General features: G+C 35.8%; 2 protein-coding genes and 1 pseudogene. 1 reads left to right on the top strand and 2 read right to left on the bottom strand.

Annotated features, from left to right (window positions below):
- Window positions 1-65: 65 nt before the first annotated feature.
- Window positions 66-1070 (bottom strand): bile acid:sodium symporter family protein, encoded by a 1005-nt coding sequence (locus CKF58_RS04755; protein WP_119531498.1) that lies wholly within the window; start codon window positions 1068-1070, stop codon window positions 66-68.
- A gap of 1673 nt (window positions 1071-2743) precedes the next feature.
- Complete coding sequence (mutT, locus tag CKF58_RS04750; protein WP_119531496.1) at window positions 2744-3313, bottom strand: 8-oxo-dGTP diphosphatase MutT; 570 nt, start codon at window positions 3311-3313, stop codon at window positions 2744-2746.
- A gap of 508 nt (window positions 3314-3821) precedes the next feature.
- Between mutT and CKF58_RS04745 the strand changes: the two are divergent.
- Window positions 3822-7537: pseudogene (locus CKF58_RS04745) on the top strand (hypothetical protein); the annotation flags it as partial.

The raw sequence follows: 7537 nt of genomic DNA, 5'->3' as shown, positions 1-7537 counted from the left end.
TACGTAAAAACTCCCAGCTAAGCTGGGAGTTTTTACGTATTAAGAATTTGTTTTATTGTAATGTGTTATTGGTTATCAACAACTTTAACCTGTTCTTCACCAGTAATAGCCGCACGCACTTCTGCAGCTTCTTTTTCAGCAACTGAATCTTTAAATTGCGCGAACACACTCGCTAGAATTGGACCTGAAACGTTATGCCAAATTGCCGCGAATACGCTTGGGATAGCAGCTGCTGGACCTAAGTAAGTATTGGCTAGAGTTACCCCTAGAGCTGAGTTTTGCATTCCCACTTCGATAGCAATCGCTTTTGAGTCGTGGAAACTTAAACGACAGATTTTTGCCCCTAAGTAACCTAAGAAGTAACCTACAGCATTGTGTAAGAACACAATACCAAATACTAAGAAACCTGAACTTACTAGTTTTTGTCCATTAGCACCGATAATTGCTGTAAGAATAGTTAAGATACAAACAATTGATACTAAAGGTAGTGCTTGGGTAGTCATTGCTACTTGTTTGCGGAAGAATAGTTTTAAGATTAAACCTAAAACAATTGGCGCAAGAACAATTTTCACTACAGATAAGAACATTGGCCAAGCAGGGATATCTAACCATTGACTAGCTAGTAAGTAGAACGAGAGCGGAGTTAACACTGGGGCTAAAAGGGTACAAGCTGAAGTCATACATACTGATAGAGCTACGTTACCACGAGCTAAGTAAGTTACAACATTTGAAGCTGTACCACCTGGACATGCTCCTAAAAGAATTAAACCAGCTGCTAGTTCTTTTGGTAGGTTAAAAGCTAAAGCAATAGCATATGCCGCTAAAGGCATGATTAAGAATTGCGCTACAATACCTACAATTACGGCTTTGGGTTGGGTAAAGATAATTTTAAAATCTTTAAATGAAAGCGTACACCCCATCCCAAACATAATTACCCCTAATAAATAAGGTACGTATGGGATTGAACCTGTAAAGTAGGTTGGGAAATAATAAGCAACCACTGATCCGAGGATTATCCACAGAGCAAAGGTCTTAGTGATAAAAGCATTAAATCTTGCGAGGGTATTCATAGAAAATATCTCAAATTGGAGGATTCATAATCACAGCAATTTGTTTGGCTAATTATCTAGTCAAACTGTAAAGTTCTTCTAAGGAAGAGCTTACAGGATTTAGATATTTACAGGGTGAAGATACGACTCACACACAGAGAATTAAATTCTACCAAGCAAACCATTATCAAACATAAATATAAGTCACGATAAATTGGAGTGACTAATTCATCTTAGCGTACTTTCTAGGCTTTGCCTAGTCTATTTTGAAAAAAATTTTCTGAAAAGAGAGTATTTTTCTCTAAATGATTAATAATTAAAGAGAAATAGTTTAGATTTCAGACAACCTCAAACACCCAGCAGACAACCTTAAACAACTTCAGAGTTATATCTAACTCTATTTAATAGCTTTCAGATAAGCAGCATTGCTAAATGTGAGAGTATGTATACGGGCAACTTTTATATACTCCCTATAGTTACAACTTAGTGCAACAGAGTACAATAGAGTTACAACATAGTTACATACTCTCTAGCTATAATTGTTGATCTCTACAAACATCAATCATATTTCACTTAAACGTAAAAAATAACTTTCTATATCGCTTATGTTTTACGTTTTATTTGCGTTTAATTTATGTAAAAAATTGTCACAACTAAGCGCCAAATCACAGCTAAATCACAAGTGGCTAGAGCAACGCTTGATCACTTTGATCATCATTCCTTACTAAAACTTAGATTTGTGAATAATTTCATGGTTTAAGAGCAGATGTTTTTGATCAAAAACAAAATCTTAAGCACGTTAATTTAGTGTTAAATCGCAATTTTTACATGCACGAAAATTTTTCGCAAACTCATCACAAAATCCCTTAGATATAACTCGGTTTTTATCGTTACTTCAATGATGACAAAACTATCAAAATTGCGTAAGCATTTTTCGCTGCGCAGCAGATAGTTTTGCTCAGCTTACACATAAAAAATGTCCGATTTTCTTATGATTTAGATCTATATAGCGCATGCTAAAATTTAATTTCTTCCTCCCAAATTTTTGCTTAAACAGCACCTTTCAAACGTGCATTTGTTAGTTTAATTTTTACTTTTTAGCATCCATAAATTGACATTTCTAACAAAAACCTCATAATGAGCTATATTTTAATACATTTACCCATGGGCTTCGTGACTTACCCCTATTCATGAAGTATAATAGTACTTAGATTTGTTTGGGAGTACTTTATAAAAGTGCTCTATGTTAGGTGTTTATTTAGCCTATAAAGTAAAGTGAGAATTGTGCGCCAGTATCTAGTAGATGCTGGTGTTTTTTTATGCTTAAAATTTCACAAGCTAAAGTCATGTTTTTCACATTTAGCGCGAGCATACTATTATTGACCGTTTGCACGCATTGATAAACTAGCACCTTACCTTTGCTGTTTTTCTTTTGCGCAATTAACTAGTGATTAAAATCACTCTCATAATATTACCGGTCAAAGCTAAGTCTGCTCATCGCAATTATGATCACTTTCAAAATCAGAAAACCCGAGAACTTGTAAGTCGCACTCACAAAGTTCTCGGGTTTTACTGTTATTGTTCTTTTTTGTTTCGTTTTAATATTTTTTAAAACAAAAATCTCTTATCTAAAAATCACTACAAGTAGTAATCTTTAGATCACACTTAATCCTCACAAGAAACACTCACATTTATTAGCGGTAGATCTCTTGCATATACTCATTGGTAAGAATATATTTTTGAATTAATAATTGTGTTGCTGGAGGAAAACGATTATAGTCAATCTCGTCCACATTTAACCAGAATACTTCTTGCCCTTCTGCGCCATATGGTTGCCCAAAAAAGTCACGAACTAAATAAAAGAAAATGTGAAAAGGCGAAGATGAACCATTTACGCGTTGCTCATAAATTAATTTAAAATTATCCACCGTAATGCCAACTTCTTCTTCAAATTCACGTTTTAAGGCAGCAGCATGGTCTTCATGATATTCAACCTTGCCTCCAGGAAATTCCAAAGAGTTAGCATAGTCAACACCAGCACGGCGACGACTAACTAATACTTGCCCATATTCATTAAAGATTACTCCACATACCACATGTTTTAATTCATGATCTGGTAGAGCATCTAGTTCTTCTTGACTATAAATTGGAGCAGCACCTTCGATTACATTAATTTCTTGCGCGTCAAACGAAGTAGCTGAGTCACTTAGAGAATTTAAGATTATATGAGTGTCATTATTCTCTAATTTCTGGGGATTGTCCATATAATTCCTTATAAAAATTCATCTTTGATTAATTTGCCTTAGGTAGAGTTTATATACCTCATTACCTGCAAGAGAACTAAGTTTCAAGAACCTACTTATGTAGCAAACAACTTTTTAAGTTGTGTAGATACTGGTAAATAAAAACTTAATTCTTGATCGCACTATAGATAGTCGATCTTGCAAATTAATCCCCGCTTAGTCTGTTAAGACTAAGCACTTAAAGATTGTTCTCTATACAAACTCCTATTCTTTAGCTTTTACTTTAGTTTTGCTTTTACTTTAGTGCTTGTATTTAAATGAAAAATTTTAAGAGATAACATCTTTAAGCTCTTTATATTGTAGCATAAACTACCAGATAAAATTATCTTACTACTAGTTAAAATCTCGTACCTTTAACTCTTAACTAAGCTCACCTTAAGCCTCTTAACTATTGATAACTTTGTACTCAATTTCAGCTTTTGCTACAATATAAGCTGCAAAAAACTTTTTTATTCCAACACATACTTCTATGTCTGAAACCGAAAAAGAACAACTCCTTTCGCGCAGTCAAGAAACTCCGAAAACTAAAACCGCGCAGCGCGTGCTGCGTGAGCTTAAACGTTTAATCTCGTATATCAATACGGGCATTAAACCTCAAAATCTTACTCCGCAAGATTATACTAAGCAAATTGAAAATGCCTTATTAGATATTGCTGAAGTTGTAGACGTATATCGTAATCAACTTGAACTTTATGAACAAGGATTTTTCAATTTAGCAGCTCAATATCAAGCATATGAGCAATATGTTGCTCAGCATCTAGATGACTTTAAAGCCTATTGTTTACAAGCAGGCTTAGGTGACTATCGTGATCTGTTTGCGCAAGCTCAGCAAGTTTATGATCTCATGGCACAAATCTCTAACTTAGCTGCCGAACGCAGCCAAGAAGATGATTACACCCTTGAGCTGATTAATAAACATCAAGACGTACTGGAACAACAACTAGCTCAAGAAGGTATTCATCCAATTAACTTTGTTGCCGAAAAAGAAGATATTCTTACGCAACTCGCAGAATTATCTTTACCACATGAAACTAACTACATTCTTAAATACTGGCGTAAAGCTTTTGAAGCTTCTTACGTAAGTATTGAAGAACGTTTAGTAAGTGAAACAAAAACCAATCAAGGCTTAACTCCAGAAGTTGTAAAACATGCATTACATCTAGCAGATGAATTTATGTTAAAAAGTCTCGACGAAGACTATACAACCGATAAATTCTTACAATGGATAGATGCTAATGCTTATGACTTACAAGGTTTTGAACCAGCCCAAGTATCACGCATTCTTGCGCAACAAGCAGATAACTTTGCTCGTCTAAGTAAAGTTCAAGGCTATTTAGAGAAAATCATTGAACCAGAATTAATTCCAGAACAAGAGTTATATGCAAGTGATGAATATGCTGCGGCTCAAGCTTCGTACAAGCAACAGTTAACCGATGAATTACTCGATCCTGAAAATCCATCAGCTGCTCTAGTTGCGCAATTAGAAAATCTTTCTTTAAAACTCGAACCTAAAGAAGCTTTAACTCCTGAGCAGCAACAAGCAATTCGTCAAGAGCGTGCTAATGAAGTGAGACAATTCTCACTCCATACTATTCGCGATAATCCGGTATTACGTAGTTTAGTAGCTCTATATGGTTACAACCTAGACGATCCAGAATTTAAAGCAGAGGTTTTCTTTAAAGATCCAGCAAGTTATCTGAATAGTACTTCGCATCAACCTAATGCGCAACGCAAGAAAGAGTTCTTAGAAAAAGAAGCAACAGCTGATGACTATCATGCAATTAAAGCTTTAGGATACATCGCTAAAGCTAATGCTTTACGTCAGTTCTATGAAACTCTAGATACAGGCTTACCTGAAATCTTGGCACAAAATGGTCTAGATGCAAGCCAAATTCGTCAAACGGTAAAAATGCTCAAACAAGAAGCATTAAACATATACCAACATGAAGTACAAGATAAAGTACCTAATGATCCGCAACAAATGGCTGATTTTTTAGGAGTTGATCCAAATAAACTACCAAACTTTGAGCATGTAGAAGCTGGATTACGTGCATTCTTATCACAATTCTTTGGTGCGCATCGTCAAAATACTGAACAAGAACTAGCACAACCTGAAGATTTAGTGTTTGCTGAACGTAATATCTCTGCTTACTTAAGTAATGGAGCTATTACTCCACATGCAAGTAGTTATGATTTAACCGATCAAGCAGTAGAAAACTTTAGTCGCAGTGAAAAATTCAATAACACTCATAGCAACAACAAACGTGCTAAAGTTGAAACTAGCAATCTAAGTCGTCTAAACTCTAATGCCGAAGCAAACTCAAGCCAAAGTTTAGATGCTAATCTTGGCACTAACTCTAAGCAAGAGGATTTTGCTGCTAAGCAAGTTTCTCTAGATAATACTACTTCGACTTATAGTTCGGCAGCTAATAGTGCTACTACAGCTGACGTTGTTTCTCCTACTTACGTAGTTTCTTCAACTGTTTCTACAGGTAATCCTTTACTTGATTATTTAGCAGATAACTTAACCATTGAGAATTTAAATGCTCCAGAATTTAAGTTAGCACTAACTACGGTTGGATCAAGAGATCTTGTTAATCTTTATAAACGAGTAGCGCAAAGAGTAGTAAGTACTAATACTACCGATGATAATCAAGCGGTTAATAATGAAGCTTTAACTGCTAATCTCTTTACCCAAGTAGTAGCAAACATTAAAGTTGCAGATTTAGAGAATCAAGAGTTTGTACAGGTTCTAATGACTTTAGATCCTAGTCAAGTAATTGAAATCTTTACGCGTGTAAGACAAAAAGCTGCGGTTCAAAATAATCTAGGTAGTACAAGTGACAGTACTCACAGTACCAACGATTACAATGAGCCAGCTCTTGCTAATAATGTACAAGTTAGTGATCAAAGTGAAGCTGCGATAAGTACTACAGCAGTTTACCAAGAACCAAACCAAGAAGAGCAAGTTCTAAAAGAACATGTTCTAGATGATAATTCAGTAGTAGCACTTACTTCTGCACCTGAAGCTTCAGTAAAAACTGACGTTAAAGTTTCTGAAGTTAAAGCTTCTAAAACTAAAGCATCTCCTAGCAAACGTCGTAAAAACGAAGATGAAGAATTAACTTTAGAGCAACTAGTTGCAGTACTAGAAAGTGAAGAACAGGCTCAAGAGCAAGCGCAAGATCAAGTTCAAGAACCAACTCAAGAACTAGACCATACACCAGCTACACAAAACGAAAACGAGCTTGCTGCGACAACTACTAAAGTAAAAGCCGCTAGTAAAAAAGCAACTAAAGCAAGTAAAGTTACTGCTCGTTCAGCTGCGCGTGCGCAAAAGAAAAATGCTATAGAAACCGCAAGTAGTGTAGAAGCAGCAAATCCAACACATTCTACAAGCGAAGATGAAGTTGCTAACAGTAAGTCTTTACCTGCTCAAGTTACTGCTGATGGCACAGCTCAACCAACTGCATCAGCTAAGAAAGTTGCAAATAAAAAAGCAACTCCTAGCAAAGCAACCAAAGCTACCAAAGTAGCAGTTGAAGACAATAAGCAAGAGCATCCGGTAACAGAACAAGTGACTATAGAAGAAACTACTGCAGGTGAAACTACTGCTGAAGACACAACTGCAGAAGTTACTTCTTCTAAAGCGAAAGCCAAAGCTCGAGCTGCTCGTGGTAAAACTCTTAAAGCTGCAACAGCTGCTGCACAAACTGCAACAGCAGAAGAAGTAGCTGAAGTTCCTAAAGCTAAAACCAAGAAGGATAAAGCTACTTCTGAAGTCAATAAAGCTAAAAAAGCAGCAGAAACAAAAGTTGCTGAAACGAAAGTTGCCAAAGCTGATAAAACTACGAAAGCTTCTAAAGAATCTACAACGAAAGGCAAAGATGAAGTTGCTACCTCAATCGAGGCTACCAAAGCAGAGAAAGCGGTTAAAGCTAAGAAATCTACAGCCAAAGTTGATAGTTCTGATAAAGCAGATAGTTCAAAGAAAGCTAGCAAAGTAGACAAAACTTCTAAAGCTAGCAAAACTAAACAAGCTACTGTAACTAAGTCTAAATCAACTAAAGAAGAGGTAGCTAAAGTTACTGTTAAAACTAATACTGCTAAAAGTGCATCTGTAGTCGAAAAAGCTAAAGTAGATAAGACCGCAGCTAAAACTACAACTAAAACTTCAACTAAAAC

Origin of the sequence: Psittacicella hinzii (assembly GCF_003585935.1) — a bacterium.
Taxonomy (GTDB): Bacteria; Pseudomonadota; Gammaproteobacteria; order Enterobacterales; family Psittacicellaceae; genus Psittacicella; species Psittacicella hinzii.
The sequence above is the reverse complement of the archived record's forward strand: the minus strand, read 5'-3'. Positions and strand labels throughout refer to the sequence as shown.

Bases quoted from the DNA above. Each gene is read 5' to 3' on its own strand.
- CKF58_RS04755 (WP_119531498.1), bottom strand. From the start codon at position 1,070: ATGAATACCCTCGCAAGATTTAATGCTTTTATCACTAAGACCTTTGCT.
- mutT (WP_119531496.1), bottom strand. From the start codon at position 3,313: ATGGACAATCCCCAGAAATTAGAGAATAATGACACTCATATAATCTTA.